Origin of the sequence: Mucilaginibacter inviolabilis, assembly GCF_011089895.1 — a bacterium.
Lineage (GTDB): Bacteria > Bacteroidota > Bacteroidia > Sphingobacteriales > Sphingobacteriaceae > Mucilaginibacter > Mucilaginibacter inviolabilis.
In genome coordinates, this window is the sequence record NZ_JAANAT010000005.1 from 458,071 (window position 1) to 479,212 (window position 21,142).

A 21,142-nucleotide genomic window follows, 5' to 3' on the forward strand; every position below is an offset into this window, starting at 1 on the left:
AATCCCAATTCCGAAATTACCTTATGTATACCTTGCACAAACATATCCTTTTCTTCCTGATCATTTTAGTCCTGCCCATCCTTAGCCGGGCCACGGAAGCCGAATCTATCCTGGCCAAGAATATCTCTGTTCACGTCAGTAACATGCGCCTGGGCTCAGTGTTAAAAACCATCGAACAAAAGGGCAATTTTACCTTCTCCTACAATAGCAATATTGTAAAAACAGACAGCCTGGTAACCCTCAATGCCGATAACTGGACTATTAAGGAAGTGCTCGATCGTATGCTCATGAATCGTTTTGAGTATAAGGAAACCCGCAACTTTGTGATCCTCCGTTATGCCCCCTTGCAACTATCCTTAACTACCGAAAAAGCCATCGCCGAAAACGGAGAGTACAGCATCAGCGGCTTTGTAACTGACGACCAAAACGGTAAAAAACTGGAGAACGCCAGTGTGTATGATCGCTCCCTGTTGCAATCAACCCTTACCGATAAAGACGGGCGATTTGAGCTCCGTCTCAAGAACAACGGAAAACCAGTGATGCTCACCGTAAGTAAGGAGTATTACCGGGATACCACAGTTACTTTTCTCTCTGGCGTCACCGTAAACTCCAACCAATCGCAAATTGATGAGGATGGGTACATGATTAGTGATGATGAGGGAGGCATTGAGCATACCGCTCTGGGGCGCCTTTTTACATCGGCCTCGCAAAAGATAAGAGCGGCCAATCTGCACGGCCTTATCGCGCAGGCACCATTCCAGGCATCGGCGATACCAGGGGTAAGTACCCACGCAGAGTTTAGTGGACAAATAGTTAATAAGGTTTCCCTAAATGCAGTAGGCGGCTATAATGCCGGGGTTAACGGGTTTGAGCTGGGTCTTATTTTTAATGTTGATAAGGGTAATGTAGATGGTGTACAAATTGCCGGTTTATTTAACGCGTTGGGCGGTAGTGTAAACGGCATACAGGTTGGAGGCTTATATAATAATGTGCTGGGCAAGGTTAGGGGTATACAGCTTTCGTTATTGTATAATAGCGTAAAACGCGATGTGAACGGCCTACAAGTAGGCGGCTTATATAATCATACTCATGGTTCGGTAAGAGGCATACAGTTGGCCGCTTTAGGCAACGTTACCGGGCAAAAATATAGCGGCATACAAATAGCCGGGCTTTTTAACTATGCCCGTAACCTACGTGGCGTACAATTAGGTCTTATCAACGTAGCCGACACCTCATCAGGTTACAGCATCGGGCTCATCAATATCGTACGTTACGGCTATCATAAACTCGCCTTATCATCTAACGAAACACTGAATGCCAACATAGCCCTTAAAACCGGCAGTAAAAACTTGTATACCATGTGGATGGGTGGTCTCCGGGTAAATGATAACAGTAAATTATATGCCTTCGGGTTTGGGTTTGGCCGTGAACTGGGGATGGGCAAACATTTGGCCTTTAATCCGGAAATAAGTGAACAATACGTTTATCAAGGTAACTGGGCACGCACCAATCTGCTGGGTAGGCTTGATGCTGCGCTAACCTACCGCGTTGCTAAAGCATTTTCTATCAATGCTGGCCCATCGCTCAATCTTTTTTACTCCGACCAGCGCAACGCGGTTAATGGCTATGCCTATGTAAAAGACTTACATCACAGCTTTATCAATAACAGCAACAGCTGGACCGGCTGGGTTGGCTGGACGGTTGGGGTGAGTTTCTTTTGATATATTTGGGAGACACATGTGATGTGTCTCTACTCCTATCCCAACCAACCCCGCCATTTTGTTAAAAGTGGGTTTACACTTTTCAGGGTTAACATTACAATAATTAATTGATTATCACTTAATTAAGTGAGTTTTACTGCAAAATAGTGTAAACCCACTTTTTGTCACTTTCCCAACAAAAAAACCCGGCCATTACAGCCGGGTCTTTTTACACAATCACTTTATTTAAATTTTTCTTATTGCACCTGGAACATATTGTTAAAGTTTGTTCCGTCTGGATAGTAGCCCGAAATTACCAGGTTACCGTTGCGCAGGTTGGTGATAGCTTTGTCAATATCAGCCACACTGTTGATCGGTTGTTTATTGATACTGGTGATCACCGATCCAACCGGGATCTCAAAGTTATCAAACACACGGCCGGGACGTACCTGGGTCACTTTCACACCGGAGTTTACATGGAACTTGGCCTTTTCGGCACCGCTTAATGGCTGGAAGCTTGCGCCCAACTTATTAAACAATTCCTCGGCCGATTTAGAAACTACAGCCGTACGATTAGTTGGTGTAGCATCAGCCTTAAGTGTTACAGCAAAAGCTTTCTCTTTACCGTCACGCAAAACAGTTACATTCAGTTTATCGCCCGGCTGCATACGGCCAACATGCTCCTGCAAATCTGATGATTCATAAACCGGTGTACCCTCTACTTTGGTAATGATATCACCTTTTTTGATGCCAGCCTGTTCGGCTCCCCCTCCCTCTACTACGTCATTAACATATAAACCATTGTTATTGGTAATGTTCAATTTTTGAGCAACATCAGGGTTAAGTTCGGTAAAGCTTACACCTACAAAACCACGTTTTACAGTACCGTATTTTTTAATATCGTTCAGTACTTTTTTAGCCAGGTTAACCGGGATGGCAAAGCCATAACCTTCGTAAGAACCTGTATGCGATGCGATAGCTGCATTAATACCAACCAATTCGCCTTTAGTATTCACCAGGGCACCACCGCTGTTACCAGGGTTAATAGCCGCATCTGTTTGGATAAACGACTCAATAGCCTTGTTTAATTTTGGACCACTCTGCTGATTGCGGGTGCGGCCAAAAGGGTTATCATCATCGCTATTGCCTTCGCTGCCAATGATGCCTATGTTACGGCCTTTGGCGCTTATAATACCGGCTGTTACGGTTGATGTTAAGTTAAACGGATTACCCACAGCCAATACCCACTCACCTACCCGGGTTTCGTCAGAATTACCCAGTTTGATAATAGGCAGGTCGTTCGCGCTGATCTTGATCAGCGCAAGATCTGTGCTGGGGTCTGTACCAATCACTTTAGCCTGGAAGGTACGGTGATCATTAGTTGCTACAGTAATTTTATCAGCCTTTTCCACCACGTGGTTATTGGTAACGATATAACCATCGGGCGAAATGATCACTCCAGAACCAGATGCCATCTGTGGACCACGTTGCGGTGCACGCTGGCCAAACATATCACCAAACATTTGTTCCAGCTGATCCTGACTGCCGCCAGACTGGCTGCTGTATGTAGTACGAATATACACTACCGCCGGGGTTGCCGCCGCAGCCGCTTCCGTAAAATCAAGCGAGCCGGTTGAGGATACTACCGGGGTTGATTTATTACTGGTAAAGTACACTTTTTGCTTTTCCTCAAAGCTCATGTTATCCGAGTATTTGTTCTCGATCACCTTATATGCGCCTAAAGCAAGTGCACCTCCTACAAAAGCGGTTAATAGTGTTAAACCTATCTTTTTCATTTATATTTGCCTTTCTTTATTTTGTTTATATAATTTAACAACTCAAATTTAATACCATATAGACTACATAGTCAACCATTAGTTAATGGGTTTTTTGTTAAATTTTGTTAAATTAAAATACCCCGGCTATTCCAATGATGCCCTTCAATTTGAGCAACATAAAATAGCTGATATTAAATGACATTACTGTGAATATACGATTTTATAAATACCAGGGTGCCGGCAATGATTTTATACTGGTTGATAACCGTGAAAATAAGATAGATCATACCAACCCCAAGCTCATATCAACCCTATGCGACCGTCGTTTTGGTGTCGGGGGCGATGGCATGATGTTTCTTCAAAAGAAAGAAGGCTTTGATTTTGAAATGGTTTACTATAATGCCGACGGAGCCCCCAGCAGCATGTGCGGTAATGGCGGTCGTTGTATAGTTGCTTTTGCTAAGTTCCTGGGAATCATCGACTCGGAGACTGAATTTCTGGCAGTTGACGGGCCGCACCATGCCAAAATTTCCGAAAGCGGAGATTGGGTGAGCCTGCAAATGATCAATGTTGACCAGATTAACACCGATAGTGATGCTTATGTGCTCAATACCGGATCTCCTCATTATGTAAAACAAGTGAATGACCTGGAACATCGCAATGTGTATCAGGAAGGTAAAGCCATCCGCAATAATGCTACTTATCGGGAAAAAGGGATCAACGTAAATTTTGTAGAGCCAACCAGCAACGGATACTTTGTACGTACCTTTGAACGCGGCGTTGAAGACGAAACTTTTGCCTGTGGAACTGGTGTTACCGCCGTAGCCCTGGCCATGGCTAAATATAACAACCAAACCGGCCACATCAACACCCCTATTAAAGTTTTAGGAGGCAATCTGAATATCCGTTTTAATTATGACGGCAAGGTATTTACCGATATTTTTTTAGAAGGTCCCGCGGTACAGGTATTTAGCGGAGAGGTGAGGATTTAGGCCCTTTTCATTTGCTTGTCATGCTGAACGTAGTGAAGCATCTATTCAACACCATGCATAATGAGTAACAGATTCTTCGTTCCTCAAAATGACAAATTAAATTTTTCCTAAAAAAAATAAAAGCCCCCCAGACTTGCTCCGGGGGACTTTCAACCTAAACCTTATCACAATTAAACCGGTAAGTTTACCAGTTCATATAGGGTTATACAATTACTATACCAAAATTACTGATGGTTGTAAATTTAATGATAATGTAAAGCAGGATACTTCAGTAATACTCAAAATCTGATATACAGATTACATAATTGACTAATTGTATAGTCACTTGTCGGTTTTCGCAGACACATTTCCCCTCTTAACTATAACTGCCTGGCGATCTTTTTTCTACGCAGATAGGCATCTGTTAAAAATAAAGCAAGCACTACATCAAATATCAAAAACCACTTTAAAAGCGGACCACTGAAAATGCTGCTGGTACTGGGTAGTTTTACACCGGCTGGTAGTTTAATATCTGCAGCGCTGATATTAATTCCGGAAATATGAATATTGGCCAATACAAATGTCAGTAAAGCCAATATGGTAAACACAAAGAAAACAGCGATGCCCAGGATAATACGTTTATCAATATTGGATTTTAATGGCTGCATCGCATTCTCTGTGCGAATGGCTTCCATCACATTATAAGTAAAGGCCATCGGCGGTTCATCCAATTCCATTGCTGCAAACTCCTGGTTAAGCGCCAGTAGCTCCTGATACTTTTGGGCATACGCATCATCCTGCTCAATAAGCCTGGCTATGGCATCCTGTTCAGCCGGGCTGCAGGTTCCATCAATATAATTCCAGAGTTTTTCCTCAATCGTGTTCATATCAGTTCTTTCACCTCTTGTTTTAAATTGTGCTCCAGCTTCTCTTTCAAACGCTGGCGCGCCCTAAATAGTTTAACCTTAACCGTGTTGGTTTCCATCCCCAGTGCCTGGGCAATTTCTTCCAGTGATTGTTCCCCTTTATAAAACAGGGTAATGATAGTAGCATCATCGGGCAGTAATTGTGCAATGGCCTGGTTAAGATAAAACGACCTTGATTTATTTTCTATATTGTTGGTATCATAGCCAGATTCCCGGCTTTCAACCTGTATAAAGGTGTTTTCATCATCAATGGAATCTGTTGCCACCCTCTTTTTTCTTAAAAACGTCATTGCTGTAGTATAAACAATACTGTACAGCCATGTACTGAATTTCGACTGCCCCTGGAACGATGCCAGCGAGCGGTATGCTTTTATAAAACAGTCCTGCGCAATCTCTTCAGCATCTTCACGCCCCTTGGCAAACCGCATGGCCAGGGTAAATACAAAACGCTGGTGCCGCTTAACCAGATCGGCATAGGCCGATTGATTACCCGCCAGGGTTTGTTCTATAAGTTCGATATCTGAAAGCTTGCTCTGCATGTGTTACAACCTCTCTGACGCCGCCGTTTTAAATCAGGTTACAGGATTTATGTAAATTTAATGAAATTTGAGCTGGCAGCCTTTCCGTTATGTAATTTAATATTTATTAGCGCCCCTTCTACCCCACAAAATTCAAAACAAAGCTGTAGCTTTATGCAACCCTAATAAGCCATTCCCGGTACAAATAAATTATAACACCTGTTACATATTAAACTTTTGGTACGTTATCATAGTCACATAACATATTATATTTATAAAATAACTATCACATGAAACCATCCGCGAACTGGTAAACAAACACAAATACAGTTCAGGCTCGTTTCAAAAATCTAAAAACAATTTACCCCATGAAAAAGCTACTTATCCTTGCAGCATTAATTATGACTACTTACGGAACCTTCGCGCAAACGGTTGATCTGCGCCGCAAAATTGAAGTTACAGGCATTGCCGAACAGGAAGTTACACCCGACATTATATACGTTTCCATTTCTTTACAGGAATATATGAACGGTAAAAACCGGGTTACTATTGATGTATTGGAAAACCAACTGGAAAAAGGTGTAAAAGATGCCGGTATCCCGCGCGAAGACTTCACCATAAACAACGTTTCGGCCTGGAACAATACCTATCAAAAGAAAAAAGCTCCGGACTTTTTGGCCAGCAAACAATACCTGGTTAAAGTTACCGACCTGAATAAATTTAACCAGATACTGGCTAAGGTTGATCCAAAAGGCATTCAATCAACCGACATTCAGAGCTATGACTACTCCAAGATCAATGAGTTAAAAAATTCGCTGAAATTAAAAGCATTATTATCAGCCCGCGACAAAGCCGCCTTCCTGGTAAATGGCCTGGGCGATAAATTAGGCTCTGCGTTGAGCATTACCGAAAGCGATAACAGCAGCTTTCCTCAACCACGCGTAATGATGATGTACAAAGCAGCTGCCGCGGACGCTGCCGGACCAGCCGAATCAGACATCGACTTTAAAAAGATAAAACTGAGCTTCCAGATACAAGCTACGTTTGAGATAAAGTAAGCCCCGGCCCCTTGAAGGGGGAGTTTTCGCAATTGCATAAAAAAGCCCATCTATGTTTAGAGGGGCTTTTTTTATGATTAATTAATAACATTATATTTAGTTCTGTTAATTCTTATTTGAACATGAAAGTTAAAGCCACATCTGCTAATAAAGTTAATGGTAAATTAATAAAATATAAAAGAGGTGATTGTTTGAGTATTAATTGTAACAATGGAAAGTATATTGGAGCCTTCATTTCAGAAAAATTTAATAACTATTACGATTTAACCTTAATTGAATACTATGAGGACCATAAGCCTGCATTATATCATTTTACCGATGGGAGGTTTTGGGGTACGCGATTCGGCACATGGGAATCATTAGCATATGCAGTTGATAAAAAAATGGCTTTAGTCAATTATATTGATGGTCATAAGGGCATTGAAGTTGTAGGGGAATTGTCGCTTATCAAAACCTTAGAAAAAGCGTCCTATTCTTATATCAATACCATAACGGCTTTGCATGATTATTATGTTGACGAAATCACAATAAGGGTGCAAAAGACCCAAAATGTCGAAAACTATCCCGACCTCGCTTTCATGAGCAAACATCTGTTATCCATGAAAAGTATCATCAATTTATAATTTCTCTTCCCTCTTTAACCATTCACCTATCTTTTTTTCTCTCAGGGTGTAACCTGTTTAAAAACTGTGTGGTCATAACTTACAAATACACCGCATTGGTGATTTAGAAACAAGAAAAATTAAATTAACTTATTAAAATTTAAATAGTATGGAAACTGCTCAACTGGGTGTATTAGCTGGAATTTTAGTACCCCTCGGCTTCTTCACAATGATCTTCGGGATCGTTTATCTGAACAAACGTGAAAAACTATCCATGATTGAACGTGGTATGGATCCACGGAGTTACAAACCTCAATCAGCGCCTTATCAAAACCTAAAATGGGGGTTATTGCTTATTGGTTCAGGCATTGGTTTGTTCCTGGCCTTTATTTTAGATCATACTATCTTTCGCTATATGGATGATGAAGCCTTTTTCCTTTATGTAGCCCTGATTGCGATATTCGGCGGAGCAGGATTGATCCTTTCTTACCGGATAGAAAAAAAGGAAGTTTTGGATAAAGATGAGCCTACCTTGCAAAAATAAGACCCAGATTATTACAAATACGTCATTGCGAGGAACGAAGCAATCCCCGATATGCAGAGCCACTCTGTAAAGTTAGGGATTGCTTCGTTCCTCGCAATGACGCGTGGTTTTTCATTTATGATACCCGATAACACTCACTTAAACCCTTTAAGTGATGCAATTCATGCCCGGCCATCATATAAACAAATGCCCTTACCGAAAACAGGTGGTTACTGGCAATACCCGTACGCAGCAACTGTTCTTCGCTAAATGCCTTAACCATATAAATATTGGATAACCGGGTGGCTTTAAACTCCGCAGCCAGATCCTGTATGCTTTGGGCATTAAAATCAGTGTTATTGACATATACGTCCTGATCAAAACCAGGCAGTTCAACATGGTTTCTCGAAAAAACAAGCGCGCGGTAAGCAAACGTACGTTCGGTATCTATCATATGGCCAAGCACCTGTTTCACTGTCCATTTACCGGGAGCGTAGGTATAGGCGGCCTGTTCATCCGTTAACTTACTAAACAGCTGATAGCTTGATTCCATTAAGCGTTCCAATAATTCAATAACATGGGTATCTGGCACCAGGCTTACATACCCGGCGGCAAATGCCGAATATTCTTCAGGAGATGGCTTGCTTATCATGACGTGTGTTTTTTAATACGATCCTAAATGTTGTTCCTTTACCTATTTCGGAGTCTTTTACAAAAATCTGCCCATTATGGTAATTCTCTATCATACGTTTGGTTAACGATAAGCCCAACCCCCAGCCACGTTTTCTTGTGGTATAACCCGGTTGAAAAACTGTGTCAAATTTGGAACGTTGTATCCCTTTACCGGTATCCGTTACGTCAATAAAAACCTGATTCTTTACTTTGTTGCCACCTATTTCTATATGGATGCTTCCCTTACCGTCAATAGCGTTCACCGCGTTTTTTAGTAAGTTCTCCAATACCCAATCAAACAAAGGGATATTAAGTCCGGCTTTGAGATGTGGATTACCGGTCATTTCAAAGCTGATATTCTTACTTACCCTCACTTTAAAATAATCAACAAAATCTTTAACCACGGCATAAACGGCATGTTCTTCCAATACCGGCTTTGATCCTATTTTCGAAAAGCGATCGGCCACAATCTCCAGGCGCTGAACGTCGTTCTCCATTTCGGCTATCAGGGTATCACCTTCGGCATTAAACTTTTCCTTCATCAACTCAATCCAGGCCATTAATGATGATATGGGCGTACCCAACTGATGCGCTGTTTCTTTGGCCAAACCTACCCAAACCTGATCCTGCTCCGATTTGCGCGACGAGCTGAATGCCGTATAAGCCATCAGCAAAAATATTGCGATCACCGTAAGCTGAACATAAGGAAACAAGCGTAATTGTTGCAATAAAGGCGAATCTTTATAATAAACAAACCACTGCTCACCCAGCATTTTCAGCTTCATATTAATAGGCGCGTGTTGTTTTTTCATGTAATCCAGCTCCGACTTAAAATATTCCGGATCGTATTTCTTTGTCTTACTTCCTTCCGCCTGGAGTTTTACAAAGACTTTGGTAGTATCTAATCCCCGGCTGTATTTAATATCACCCTTTTCATCCACAACAATGGCCGGCACAGTTAAACTATCACGCACACCGGTTGTAAACTGCAAAAAGTCATCATCGTCCGAATTAAATAACTGCCTCATGCTCATGGCCCAAACCTGCGCGCGCGTACGCTCAGACCGGGCTATGTTTTTAACCAGATAGCGGGTATAAAATAGAGAGCCAAAGGCAATAACTACGGCAAACGCAAGCAGAAAATATTTCCAGCGCTTTTTTTGTTGGTATGGGTTCATACTGGGCACAGTCCAAATAACGTAAAATTGATTTGGAATATATAATTTTTGTTAGCCGATGGCTCATAGATCATAGTTCATAGCCCCGATATGTTTAATTCACGTCAAAAACCATGAACTATGATCTATGAACCATATGCATTTTCAAACTTCCCGGTAATAAAATTATCTTTGCCCCATCATGACCGATAAAAAAGTAAGAGTTCGTTTTGCGCCAAGTCCAACGGGTGGTTTGCATCTGGGTGGCGTACGTACCGTATTGTTCAACTATTTATTCGCCAAAAAACACCATGGCGATTTTGTTTTAAGAATTGAAGACACCGACCAAACCCGTTATGTAGAAGGTGCCGAAGAATATATTTTAGATTGTTTGAAATGGTGCGGTTTGCAGCCCGACGAAAGTCCGGTGGTTGGCGGCCCTTATACCCCCTATCGTCAAAGCGAGCGCAAGGCGCTTTACCGTGAATATGCCGAACGCCTGGTAATGCAGGGCCACGCCTACTACGCGTTTGATACAGCCGAAGAGCTGGATAAAAACCGCAAGGAGATCCCTAATTTTCAATATGGACAGGCTTATCGCGATAGCTTACGCAATTCACTTTCATTGCCTCAGCACGAGGTTGATGCCTTGCTGGATGCCGGTACGCCACATGTGATCCGCATAAAAATGCCTGCTGATGAAACCATCAGCTTTCATGACATGATTCGCGGGCACGTAAGTTTTGAAACCAACCAGGTTGATGATAAAGTATTGTTAAAAGCCGACGGTATGCCCACTTATCATTTGGCGGTGGTGGTTGATGATTACCTGATGAAAATTTCGCACGCTTTCCGTGGTGAAGAATGGTTGCCATCGGCCCCCGTGCATTTGCTGTTATGGGATTACCTGGGCTGGAAAGCCGATATGCCGCAATGGGCACATCTTCCGCTAATATTAAAACCCGATGGCCATGGCAAGCTCAGCAAACGCGATGGTGCCCGCTTAGGCTTCCCGGTGTATGCTATGAGCTGGTTTGATGCCAAAACAGGCGAACTTACACCAGGGTTCCGCGAGCTGGGCTTTTTGCCCGAAGCCTTTTTAAACTTATTGGCTACTCTGGGCTGGAATGATGGTACCGACCAGGAATTATTTACACTGGATGAGCTGATCGAAAAATTCTCATTAGAACGCGTAAGTAAAGCCGGTGCCAAATTTGATTTTGAAAAAGCCAAATGGTTCAATGCCGAATGGATCAAAAGGCTGAATGCTGAAAGCCTAAAGCCTAAAGTAAAAGCTGTTTTAGAAGAAAAAGGGATTACGATTACTGATGAAGATTACCTGTTAACCGTAATCAACCTCATCAAAGACCGCTGCGTTTTACTGCCCGATTTTTATCAGCAAGCGGGATACTTTTTTGAACAACCCAAAGAGTATGATCTGAATGCGGTAAAACCCAAGTGGACCGATGCCAAAACCGACTTCTTTAACGCACTTACCGCTTTATTAAACAGCGATCAGACCGCTTTAGAGGCCCACCGCTTTGAAGAGGCTTTTAAAGCTCTAATGGACGAAAAAGCCCTAAAAGCAGGTGATGTTATGCTGCCTTTTCGCATTATGCTGGTTGGGGGCAAGTTTGGCCCGCACGTGTTTGATATAGCTGCATTACTGGGCAGACAAGAAACCATCAGCCGGATAGCGAAAGCATTAGAAGCATTCAGCAGCCAGGCTTAACAATATGCTGGCTTTGTAACCACATTAATATAATCTTTTACAGCCATTGCCCGCCCAGGCAATGGCTGTTTTGTTAAGTTTTCATGAGTGCATTAAGAGGCGCTTGCCTGCATAATGATATCTTAAAAACAGCGAAACAAACCAACTCCGGTTATCGTAATAAGGTCAAAAAAAAATAATACTTTACCACTTGACAGCCAGCAGGCTTATTGTGTCCATTTTACTTTCAACGAAATTTATTTATTATATTAGAAAATACTGATTGTCAGAATTTTAACAGCTATATCAATTATGCTTTTTTTGTATCAATATTATTAGAATTGTCGATAATATTTTGTAGAAATGATATTTAAAATCTAATTTTATGAGCCCCCTTAATTAATTGGTTATGATCCGCATACGATCTAAAAATGTACTATTGGTTGCTGCTGATACTTTTTCGGCTGAATTTCTGTCCAACAACAAAATGTTGAAGCATGTCTCCTCGGTAAACAGCATTTTCCCAACCATACATGAAATCAAACCAAACGTAGTAATATTTGAGTATGACCATCTGGCTAAGGACATGGAAAAAATATTGCGCCGCATGAGCACCAATCCCGCATACAACAGAATAAAAATATACTGCTATAAAAACAAGGCCCATACCAAAACGGATAGCCTGTTAAAAGCGCTTGGGGTTGATGCCATCTTTTATCCCGATGACTTCAAAAAACCAGCAGAAAGTAAAAATATGCCGGGCGTTTTATCGGCTATTTTCGAGGCACCCATTATTAACAGGTTAGCCAAAGCTTCAAACTAAATCGATCCTGATCAACTTGTTTTTAGATGAGGCCTGCTTATCAAAATAATGCGCCAGGCCACTTCGGCACTTAGTAATGCCGCTACCGCAAATACTGCCGCTTTAAGTGCTTCGGGAGTTGATGATAGCGCACCACCCAAAGCTACAGCGTAAACCAGAAAAGGAAAAATCAGCACCAGGCAAAGCCCGGTAACACTTAACGGGATCTTGAATGGCCTGGTTTTAAGCGGCTCTTTTAGCCTGAGCTTAACCAGCGCTATATATTCCAGGGATAAGCCGGCTCCGTAAACCGTTACATCAATAATTAACAAATCGGCAAAGGTCCATAGTACCATAAAGCTAACCACCAGTGAACAAATGATGATGGATATATAGGGCGTTTTAAAACGACTATGAAGCTTATTTAACCCTGCTGGTAGCAAATGATCTTCAGACATTACCTGCGGCACCCTCGATACCGATAACAATACAGCAGCGTACATACCCAATGTACTGGCCATTCCACCTGCTGCTATAGCAATTCCCAACCACCTGCCAGCAATCAGTACCCCTAATGCCGGGAAACCATCATTGGTTAATGTATCATGGTTAATACCCGATAGCTGTGCTACCCAAATGATAAAAAAATAAACCACTATTACCAGTATAAAGGCAATGATCATGGATACCAGGTATGACCGTACCGGTTTTTCAACCTCTTCGGCATAGGTGGTGATATTATCCCAGCCCAGGCAGTTCCACATGATGGTATATAAAGCCATCCCAAGTGACGGGAAAGTAATGCCCTTTAATGAAGGCGAGGGTATACCCAGGCTGCCGGTATGATGATAAAAGGCCAGCACAATTAAAACAATAACCGGCGCCAGTACAGCCGCGCTCAAAAACAACGATACTTTACCCACGGGCACAATACCCAATATATTTAACCCTGCTGATGCCCAAATAATGAGCAAACATACCGGCACCTGGTAATGCTGTAATACCGGAAAAAAGAAAGCCGCGTATTGCACAAACAACACAGGATATATAGCCAGATCAACAAAGGTGTAGAGCCAGGTCCACCAGCCCTCGTAGAAGCCCCAGCGGGTGCCCAGGGTATATTTAACCCATTTATAATAGCCACCGGTGACAGGCATCATGCTATTCAGTTCCAGTACGGTGAATATAGCCGGTACATCCCAAAGTAAGGGGGTTATTAACAATACCAAAAAGACACCATGATCACCAGCATAACTCAACAGTGGCTCCAGGCCATAGGGCCCGCCGGATACGGTAAAAAAGATGACAGCGACGAGCTGTATAGGTCTGATTTTTTTTAAGGCTGCGGCAGATGGCATAGGTTACAAAAATATAATTCAGCTTTATTACAAAAATCAAACAGCGTATATTTTTAAAATACTTTTTAAAGCTCAATTTTAACACTTTTCGACGTGAAAAGCGGGCAAAATCGCATCAAAAACCTTTCAAAACTGAATCAAAACCATCGATTTTAACACTTTTTAACAAATTTTCGACACGATTTATTTGATTTAAAAAGATCTACACGATTGGCATTCAATGAACTAAGCAAAAAACAGCCTGCTTTTTTACTCTTTTACCTCCTTAAACAAATGGCCCTGCTTACATTTTTCAAGTAAGCAGGGCCACGGTGTTTATTCACTTAAATATACGAAATTATTTTGGTTGTCTGGATCAGAATTTATGGAATTTAAGAATTGTTCGAATGATAAGTCAAATTCTGGAAATTCTTAAATTCCATAAATTCCAGTTAAGACCTATTACAAACTCAGCCATTTTTTACGTACCAGCAGTTGCTGTGCTGTTTCGTTACCTGCAGGTACAATTTTGTATTTAACGCGTGCATTTTTTAATAAAGTAACCTGCAGCGTAAGTGGCAGTCCATCGCGGATAACATCCACTTTTATTTTATCACCCACTTTTTTACCATTCAACATAGCTGCCGCATCGGTAACCGGGGTATCATCTATAGCTACCAGTTCATCATTCACATTAATGCCATCTATATAGGCCGCTGTTCCGCGGGTAACGCTGGTTACAATTAGTTTTTTATTGGCAGTAGCTGCGGTAGCAACACCCAATGCCGGGTCGTTATTATTGGCCAGATCGTCGCTTATTTTATAGCCGGCATAGCCCAGGTATTTGTTATAGTCAACCGGGGTTAGGCCATTGATATATTTTTTGTAGAAATCATCCAGTTTTTTACCGGCAAATTTTTCAAAGCCCTGTTTAAACTCCGCATCGGTATAGCCGCGTTTTTTGGTTTTATAATATTCGGTATACATATACCTCATTACATTATCCAGCGAGTATTTACCGTTGCTACTGTTGATGATCTCGAGATCGAGCATCATGCCAATGATAGCGCCTTTGTTGTAGTAGGAAATGGTTGTATTGTTGGAATTTTCGTTCGGACGGTATGCTTTTATCCAGGCGTCGAAGCTCGATTCGGCCACCGTCTGCACATTTTTGCCCGGCAGGTTTTCCAGTATATTAAACTCTCCGGCCAATACATCCAGGTAGTTTTCCGGCGAATACAGATTGGTACGCCGAACCGCTATTTCCTGGTAATATTCGGTAAAGCCTTCGGCTATCCATAAATTGGTGGTGTAGTTTTCGTTATCATAATCAAACGGACCCAATACAATCGGGCGCAGGCGTTTTACATTCCATAAATGGAAATGCTCATGCGCCGCCAGACCTAAAAAGTTCTGGTAACCTTTTTCTGTTGCATAGTTATCGCGCGAAGCGCCTAAAACCGTAGAGCTTAAATGCTCCAGGCCACCGCCGCCACGTAAATGGTTGTGAACGATGAAAACATAATGCTTGTTGGGGTTTTCGCCATAAATAGCTACTTCCTGCTCCACTATGCTATGCAGATCTTTTTTCAGGCGTTCTTTATCATAATTACCACCTCCGTACATACAAACCTCATATTTTACACCCGATGCATCAAAGCCAAAAACATCCTGGTTACCCACCTCAATAGGCGAATCAAAAAGGATATCATAATTGGGCGATACACGGGTAAAGGGATCATTATTCACCATTTCCAGACTGGTTGAAACCTTGGCCCAGTCTTTATAAGGTTTAATATGGATGGTTGACGGCTGATGCAGCATGTTTGCCGGGTAAATAAAGATGCCCGAGGTTGACAGGAAACCGTGCGTAACATCGATATAACTGGTACGCACCGAAATTTCATTAGCATAAACCCGGTATTTAATATTTACGGTTGATACGCCTTTGGTATCGATACGCCAGGTGTTTTTATTGATTTTGGGCGATGGCACCGTTTTTCCACCGGCATCCGCGCTAAAAGCTTCGATGTTTTTGGCAAACTCCCGCACCAGGTACGAGCCGGGTGTCCATACGGGCATTTTCAAGTCGAGCGTGTTTTGTTTTAGGCCCGAAATATGCATTTCGATATCAGCATAGTGCGCCTGTGCCTCGGGGAAAGACACGGTATAAGATATATTGGCCGTAGTTTGAGCTTCACTGATAGATGGACTCATATAAGATATGATTAATAAAAAAGTAATGATATGTTTAAATGGTTTCATGGCGCAAGTTAAAAAAATTATGTATGCAAAAAATTGGTGAATCGACTCTCGATGACATCGATTTATTTTATGTATGTCATTGCGAGGAGGAACGACGAAGCAATCTCGTCGCATGTAGATGAACGCGACGAGATTGCCACGCTGCGCTCGCAATGACATAATTTATTTGCAAGCTAAGATTCTCCTACTAGCGCTCATTTGTAAACACTACCCCACCCCATTCATTAACCTAAAATTAACCTTGTAAAATGGTTGATACATACAACTATTTATACTGTATACCGTTTAAGTTTGCGTCACCTTATAATGCCGTTAATTGAACCCATATCCCGCAAACTGATACGTTTGGGTAAATTGTACCAAAGCCTGCTCGCTAAAAGTACAGAACACCTGGACGTAAACCGGTATCACTATGTGCTATCGCTCATTTACTACCATGACGGGCAATTATCTCAAAAAGCATTGGCCGAATTACTAGGCAAGGATAAATCGGCTATTGTAAACATTATCAATCTACTCAGTGCCAAAGGCTTTGTTTACCGGGAAAATAACCCGAACGACCGTCGCGAACAATTGTTGAAAGTTACCGAAAAGGCCAAGCGCGCTGTGCCGCATATTGTGGCCACCTTTAAAAGCATTAATGCCGATATCACCAGAGGTATCCCGGAGGCTGATATGAAAATATTTGAGAGCGTATTACTGCGCATGCAAAACAACATCAACCCGCTAACAACAACCTGATTAAAAACTAAATCACAAAAATGATTCATTTAATATGAGAACAAGGTATATCATTTACACCGCGCTGGCTTTGCTAGTTGCTTACCTAATTTACAACAAATTCTTTAGCAAAAGCGCCAAGGAATCTGCTGCTGCTATAGCTGCCGGGGGCAAAGGCGGCAAAAAAAAGAACGGTCCTGTTTCCGTTAACATTATGATTGTAAAGGATACCGCTATCAACAATATTATAGATGTAACCGGCTCCATTGATGCCAATGAAAAGGTAAACCTGGTAAGCCAAACCGCAGGCAACATAACCGGAATCTATTTTACCGAAGGCAGCAAGGTGCAAAAAGGACAGTTACTGGTTAAAGTTTATAACCAGGACCTGGAAGCATCGCTTAAACAGGTAAACTACCAGGTGGCCCTGGCTAAACAAAATGAATACCGCAACAAAGTATTGTTAGAAAAAGAGGCCATCAGCCAACAGGAATATGATACCTCTTTAACATCTCTGAACTCCCTGAAAGCGCAGGGCGATATGATCAAAGCGCAAATAACCCGCACCGAGATCAGGGCACCGTTTTCGGGCACTATCGGCTTACGGAATGTGAGCCCGGGTGGTTACCTGTCGCCGCAAACATCCATCGCGCAGCTGGTGAATATCGATCCGGCGAAGATCACATTCTCCGTTCCGGAAAGATACCTTTCTATCATTGGCCCGGGCAGCAAGATCAAATTTACCACCGCCAGCTCGAGGGAAAATTTTACGGCTACCGTATATGCTATTGACCCCGCTATTGACGTGAATTCGCGCACGCTTACCGTACGGGCCAAAGCGCCCAACCCAAAAGGCTTGCTTACAGCCGGCGGATTTGCTAAAATTAATTTAACGCTTGATCAGATACCTAAAACCATTTTGCTGCCCACCCAGGCCGTTATTCCCGACCTGAAAAGCAACCTGGTTTATGTTTACCATAATGGTGTTGCGGAAAGCAAACCGGTAAAAACCGATATGCGTACCGATACCAAAATACAGATTATAGACGGCCTGAAGCCTGGCGATAGCGTAGTGGTATCGGGCATTATACAAATGCGACCGAAGGTTCCTTTGAAAATTGCTAAAGTGATAAAATAAACCTTAGTATCGAGATGCTAGTATCAAGTATCAAGACAGCCATATAATTATCTAACTGTTTAAATATCTTGATACTTGATACTAGCTACTTGATACTTAATCAAAAAAAAGCTATGAGTTTATCCTCAGTCAGTATAAAGCGGCCGGTATTGGCCACGGTAATGTCGGTAGCCATTGTGGTGTTCGGTATTATTGGTTATAAATTTTTAGGGGTACGGGATTTTCCTTCGGTCGATCCGCCTATCATTTCGGTATCTACCAGTTATGCGGGTGCCAATGCCGATGTAATTGAGTCGCAGATCACCGAGCCATTGGAAAAGGCTATCAATGGCGTTCCGGGCATCCGCAACCTGTCGTCGACCAGCTCGGTGGGTTCCAGCAACATTACGGTGGAATTTGATCTGGATGCCGATCTGGAAACCGCCGCGAACGACGTGCGCGATAAAGTAGGCCAGGCACAGCGCCAGTTACCACAGGATATTGACGCGCCGCCGGTTGTTACCAAGGCCGATGCCAGCGCCGACCAGATTATTACCCTGGAAGTGCAGAGTGATACCCGTAATATTAACCAGCTGGATGATTATGCCGAAAACGTATTGCAGGAAGGTCTGCAAACTATTCCTGGTGTAAGTACCATTAACATACAGGGTCAGCGCCAGTACGCCATGCGTTTATGGATAGACCCAAATAAGTTAACCGCACAAGGCGTTACCGCAACCGATATTGGTGCGGCATTATCCAAAGAAAATGTGGAGCTGCCTGCCGGTAAAATTGAAGGTAATAATACCGAGGTGACCATCAGGGCGCTGGGAAAACTTTCAACAGAAAAAGATTTTAACGATCTCATTATCCGATCGGACAGTAACCGGGTGGTGCGTTTGCGCGATGTGGGTTATGCCGTTTTAGGATCGGCCAACGAGGAAACTATTTTTAAGGAATCGGGCGTGCCGATGATCGGTTTGGCTATTGTGCCGCAGCCGGGTGCCAATTACGTGCAGATAGCCAAAGATTTTTATAAACGTCTGGATCAGATCAAAAAAGATCTACCACCGGATATTAAAGTAAATGTGGCGCTGGATAATACCCGCTTCATCAACCAGTCGATATCCGAAGTGCAGGAAACGCTCATTGTATCCTTTGTGCTGGTGGTGATCATCATTTACCTCTTTTTCCGCGATTGGCTTATCGCATTCCGCCCACTCATTGATATCCCGGTATCATTGATCGGCGCCTTTTTCATCATGTATGTTTTTGGTTTCTCCATCAATATATTAACTCTGCTGGGCATTGTACTGGCCACGGGCCTGGTGGTGGATGACGGGATTGTGGTAACCGAGAACATCTACAAAAAGGTAGAAGCCGGAATGGCCATCCGCAAGGCAGCCTTTGAAGGTTCGGCCGAGATCTTTTTTGCGGTAGTATCTACCTCGGTTACGCTGGCCGCAGTGTTTTTACCCATTGTGTTTTTACAGGGCTTTACCGGCCGTTTGTTCCGCGAGTTTGCGGTAGTGGTGGCCGGCGCGGTATTGATATCGGCATTTGTGTCCCTGTCGTTAACCCCTATGCTGAATGTTAAGCTGATCCGCAAGAGCAACAAAAAATCAAAGTTTTACGAGCGTACAGAGCCTTTCTTTGTGAACATGACCAACTCCTATACTCAAACTTTGGTTAAGTTTATGAAAGTACGCTGGGTATCTTTCGTGATCCTGGCGGTATCGCTCATTATTATTGGTGTTTTGGTACGGGTCATCCCATCTGAGCTGGCTCCGCTGGATGACCGCAGTTTGTTGCGTTACAGCGTTACCGGATCTGAAGGCGCCACTTACGAGTACATGACCAAATATATGGACAAGGTATCGCAAATGGTGGAGGATTCCGTTCCGGAGGCCAAGGTTAATTTCGAGATCGTTTCGCCATCTTTTGGCGGCGGCGCATCCAATACCGGTTTTGGCCGTATCGGTCTGGTTAATCCCGATGAGCGCGAACGAACCCAGCAGCAACTGGCCGACTGGCTCAGCAAAAAGTTGAGCAAAATGCCCGATGCCCGCGCCAACGTGATACAGGAGCAAACCATCAGCGGTGGTGGTAGCGGGGCCCGTACTTCGTTGCCCGTACAATACGTGATCCAAAACCAGGATTTCGAAAAAATACGCGCGGCCTTGCCCAAATTCTTTGCCGAGGTATCTAAAAGCCCCGTTTTTCAGGGTACCGACGTAAACCTGAAATTTACCAAACCCGAGCTAAGGGTAATAACCGACAGGGACCGCGCGCGCGACCTGGGGGTATCGGTTGATGACATAGCCCAAACCCTGCAATTGTATTATAGCGCGGGCCGCCTGGCTTACTTCCTCATCAATGGCAAGCAATATCAGGTAGTTGCCCAGGTAGATCGGGCCAACCGCGATCAGCCGCTCGATCTGAAATCTGTTTACCTGCGCAGCACCAAAGGCGGCCTGGTACAGCTGGATAACGTAGTAACAGTTACCGAAGGCGCCACCCCTCCGGCTATTTATCACTTTAACCGGTATAAATCAGCCACGGTATCCGCTGGTTTAGCGCCTGGTCGTACCGTTGGCGATGGCATTAAGGAGATGGACCGTATCTCTAAAGAAATACTGGACGATACCTTCAGTACCGCCCTGAGCGGCCCATCCCGGGATTATGCCGAGGGATCATCAAACATCCTGTTCGCTTTTGGCTTTGCCCTCTTGCTCATATACCTGGTACTGGCGGCACAGTTTGAGAGTTTTATGGACCCGTTTATTGTGATGCTCACGGTACCGCTGGCTATTTCGGGCGCGTTTTTATCGCTGTGGCTGTTTAACCAAACCCTTAATATTTTCAGTGAAATCGGGATCATTACCCTGGTAGGGCTGGTAACCAAAAACGGTATCCTCATTGTGGAATTTGCCAACCAGCGTATGGAACACGGCGTGGCTAAGTATGAAGCTGCCATTGAGGCCGCAACAGCACGTTTACGCCCCATATTAATGACCAGCTTAGCGGTTGTGCTTGGTTCTGTTCCTATCGCGTTTGCCCTGGGAGCGGGCGCCAAAAGCCGTGTATCATTGGGTATTGTCATTATGGGAGGCATGTTGTTTTCGCTGGTGCTTACCCTTTATATTATTCCGCTGATGTATGTGATCTTCGCCTCCAAAACCCGCCGCGACCCGGATCATGAACCGGAAGATGCGGAAGCAGAGAAGTCTGAACCAGAATTTGCAGAATTAAAGAATTAATAAAATAATGAATCCGGGATCGGGC

At 43.3% G+C, this 21,142-nt stretch carries 17 protein-coding genes; 10 read left to right on the forward strand and 7 right to left on the reverse strand.

Features of this window, described 5'->3' with window-relative positions:
- Positions 1-23 precede the first annotated feature (23 nt).
- Positions 24-1,721: a carboxypeptidase regulatory-like domain-containing protein gene (locus G7092_RS28670; protein WP_166095416.1), complete on the forward strand. Its 1,698-nt coding sequence runs from the start codon at positions 24-26 to the stop codon at positions 1,719-1,721.
- 236 nt (positions 1,722-1,957) lie between these two features.
- Here the strand turns inward: G7092_RS28670 and G7092_RS28675 are convergent, their stop codons facing one another.
- Positions 1,958-3,496 (reverse strand): Do family serine endopeptidase, encoded by a 1,539-nt coding sequence (locus G7092_RS28675; protein ID WP_166095418.1) that lies wholly within the window; start codon positions 3,494-3,496, stop codon positions 1,958-1,960.
- Positions 3,497-3,684: 188 nt separating this feature from the next.
- Between G7092_RS28675 and dapF the strand changes: the two genes are divergently transcribed.
- A complete protein-coding gene (gene dapF / locus G7092_RS28680; RefSeq protein ID WP_317170016.1) occupies positions 3,685-4,470 on the forward strand; it encodes a diaminopimelate epimerase in 786 nt (261 codons plus the stop codon).
- 359 nt (positions 4,471-4,829) lie between these two features.
- On the opposite strand, the gene G7092_RS28685 is transcribed toward dapF, so the two are convergent.
- Positions 4,830-5,336 carry an anti-sigma factor family protein gene (locus G7092_RS28685; protein WP_166095421.1) on the reverse strand — a complete coding sequence of 169 codons (507 nt, stop codon included), beginning with the start codon at positions 5,334-5,336 and terminating at the stop codon, positions 4,830-4,832.
- Complete coding sequence (locus G7092_RS28690) at positions 5,333-5,914, reverse strand: RNA polymerase sigma factor (protein WP_076376698.1); 582 nt, start codon at positions 5,912-5,914, stop codon at positions 5,333-5,335. The genes G7092_RS28685 and G7092_RS28690 overlap by 4 nt, the downstream gene beginning before the upstream one ends.
- A gap of 347 nt (positions 5,915-6,261) precedes the next feature.
- Between G7092_RS28690 and G7092_RS28695 the strand changes: the two genes are divergently transcribed.
- The 3 genes from G7092_RS28695 to G7092_RS28705 all read left to right on the forward strand — a co-directional run bounded on the left by G7092_RS28695 (position 6,262) and on the right by G7092_RS28705 (position 8,097).
- Complete coding sequence (locus G7092_RS28695) at positions 6,262-6,951, forward strand: SIMPL domain-containing protein (protein ID WP_166095423.1); 690 nt, start codon at positions 6,262-6,264, stop codon at positions 6,949-6,951.
- Positions 6,952-7,073: 122 nt separating this feature from the next.
- Positions 7,074-7,574 (forward strand): hypothetical protein, encoded by a 501-nt coding sequence (locus G7092_RS28700; protein ID WP_166095425.1) that lies wholly within the window; start codon positions 7,074-7,076, stop codon positions 7,572-7,574.
- Positions 7,575-7,722: 148 nt separating this feature from the next.
- A complete protein-coding gene (locus G7092_RS28705) occupies positions 7,723-8,097 on the forward strand; it encodes a DUF6249 domain-containing protein (RefSeq protein ID WP_166095427.1) in 375 nt (124 codons plus the stop codon).
- Positions 8,098-8,212: 115 nt separating this feature from the next.
- Here the strand turns inward: G7092_RS28705 and G7092_RS28710 are convergent, their stop codons facing one another.
- Positions 8,213-8,728 carry a DinB family protein gene (locus tag G7092_RS28710; protein ID WP_166095429.1) on the reverse strand — a complete coding sequence of 172 codons (516 nt, stop codon included), beginning with the start codon at positions 8,726-8,728 and terminating at the stop codon, positions 8,213-8,215.
- Positions 8,706-9,926 carry a sensor histidine kinase gene (locus tag G7092_RS28715; protein WP_166095431.1) on the reverse strand — a complete coding sequence of 407 codons (1,221 nt, stop codon included), beginning with the start codon at positions 9,924-9,926 and terminating at the stop codon, positions 8,706-8,708. Before G7092_RS28715 ends, G7092_RS28710 begins: the two co-directional genes overlap by 23 nt.
- A 181-nt stretch (positions 9,927-10,107) precedes the next feature.
- Here G7092_RS28715 and gltX point away from each other — a divergent pair, with 181 nt between their 5' ends.
- Both gltX and G7092_RS28725 read left to right on the forward strand, forming a co-directional pair.
- Complete coding sequence (gltX, locus tag G7092_RS28720) at positions 10,108-11,637, forward strand: glutamate--tRNA ligase (protein ID WP_166095433.1); 1,530 nt, start codon at positions 10,108-10,110, stop codon at positions 11,635-11,637.
- A gap of 388 nt (positions 11,638-12,025) precedes the next feature.
- On the forward strand, positions 12,026-12,439 hold the full coding sequence (locus G7092_RS28725) for a hypothetical protein (protein ID WP_166095435.1): 414 nt from the start codon (positions 12,026-12,028) through the stop codon (positions 12,437-12,439).
- A gap of 11 nt (positions 12,440-12,450) precedes the next feature.
- Here G7092_RS28725 and G7092_RS28730 read toward each other — a convergent pair whose 3' ends face one another.
- Together G7092_RS28730 and G7092_RS28735 are read right to left on the reverse strand one after the other, a co-directional pair.
- Entirely contained in the window at positions 12,451-13,776 is a 1,326-nt protein-coding gene (locus G7092_RS28730) for an APC family permease (protein ID WP_166095438.1), read from the reverse strand.
- Between the two features lie 441 nt (positions 13,777-14,217).
- Positions 14,218-16,020 (reverse strand): M61 family metallopeptidase, encoded by a 1,803-nt coding sequence (locus tag G7092_RS28735; RefSeq protein WP_235953964.1) that lies wholly within the window; start codon positions 16,018-16,020, stop codon positions 14,218-14,220.
- A 306-nt stretch (positions 16,021-16,326) separates the two neighbouring features.
- Here G7092_RS28735 and G7092_RS28740 point away from each other — a divergent pair, with 306 nt between their 5' ends.
- The 3 genes from G7092_RS28740 (at position 16,327) to G7092_RS28750 (ending at position 21,117) form a co-directional block, all read left to right on the forward strand.
- Entirely contained in the window at positions 16,327-16,761 is a 435-nt protein-coding gene (locus tag G7092_RS28740; protein WP_166095440.1) for a MarR family winged helix-turn-helix transcriptional regulator, read from the forward strand.
- A 34-nt stretch (positions 16,762-16,795) separates the two neighbouring features.
- Positions 16,796-17,878, forward strand: a complete 1,083-nt coding sequence (locus G7092_RS28745; protein ID WP_166095442.1) for an efflux RND transporter periplasmic adaptor subunit — start codon at positions 16,796-16,798, stop codon at positions 17,876-17,878.
- 113 nt (positions 17,879-17,991) lie between these two features.
- Positions 17,992-21,117 carry an efflux RND transporter permease subunit gene (locus G7092_RS28750; RefSeq protein ID WP_166095445.1) on the forward strand — a complete coding sequence of 1,042 codons (3,126 nt, stop codon included), beginning with the start codon at positions 17,992-17,994 and terminating at the stop codon, positions 21,115-21,117.
- The last annotated feature ends 25 nt before the right edge of the window (positions 21,118-21,142 follow it).